The 899-nt window shown below is 64.3% G+C and carries 1 protein-coding gene and 1 pseudogene; both read right to left on the bottom strand.

The genetic code is table 11. The annotated features are described in order from the left end of the window. Positions 1–194: pseudogene (locus tag ACJ8PN_RS25555) on the bottom strand (pyrroloquinoline-quinone synthase PqqC); the annotation flags it as partial. Positions 195–203: 9 nt separating this feature from the next. Then, the coding region (pqqB, locus tag ACJ8PN_RS25550) for a pyrroloquinoline quinone biosynthesis protein PqqB (protein ID WP_442535378.1) at positions 204–899 on the bottom strand (696 nt) is incomplete at its 5' end.

Below are 899 nucleotides of genomic sequence, written 5' to 3'. Positions count from 1 at the left end.
ATGATCGCCGCATCCTTGATCGGAATGCTGGTCTGGTAGTAGAAGCGGTTGGCCACCCAGCCCTGGATCTGCTCACGCGTCGCTTCGCCGTTGTGCATCGCGATGTGATACGGGTGGTGGATGTGGTAATAAGCGCCTTTGGCGCGCAGCGCCGCTTCAAATGCCTGCGGCGTCAGGGGGCGTGGTTGCGTCATGGCGATTCCCTACAGTTCGATGTTCATGCCGTCCCAGCTCACTTCGATGCCGGCGGCGGTCAGGCTCTGCCGTTCCGCGGAGTCTTCATTGAGGATCGGGTTGGTATTGTTAATGTGGATCAGGATCTTGCGTTTGGCGGGCAAGGCGCTGAGCAGGGCCGCCAGCCCGTGCTCTTCCGCCAGCGCCAGGTGCCCCATGTCCTTGCCGGTGTTGCGCCCCACGCCGGCGTTGGCCAGCTCATTGTCGCGCCACAGCGTGCCATCGATCAGCAGGCAATCCGCCCGGCGCAGCCAGGGCATCAAGGTCTCGTCCGGCTCACCCAGGCCCGGTGCGTACAGCAGACCGGCTCCGCGCACGGTATCTTCGATAAACAGCGCTACGTTGTGGCCCGGCAGCGGGCGATCGCGGTACGGTGAATAGGGCGGCGCGTTGCTGAGCAGCGGAATGGCGGTGAAGCGCACGCTTGGACAGACCGCCGTGTGAAAAGGTTCGCCGGGCGTCACCGGGTGATGAATCAACCCGCCGTTCCAGTGGGAGAGCATGGGAAACACCGGGAAGCCGGTGCTGAGATCGTCATGCACTTCGGGGGTGCACCAGACGTGGTGCGGGCAGCCCTCACGCAAATTGAGCAAGCCCGCGCAGTGATCGATCTGGCTGTCGGTCAGCACGATCGCGCCGATGCCGGTGCCGCGCAGCACGTCGGG

This window comes from Serratia sp. CY76391 (genome assembly GCF_052166695.1).
GTDB lineage: Bacteria > Pseudomonadota > Gammaproteobacteria > Enterobacterales > Enterobacteriaceae > Serratia > Serratia nematodiphila.
This window is presented reverse-complemented; position numbering and strand designations above follow the sequence as displayed.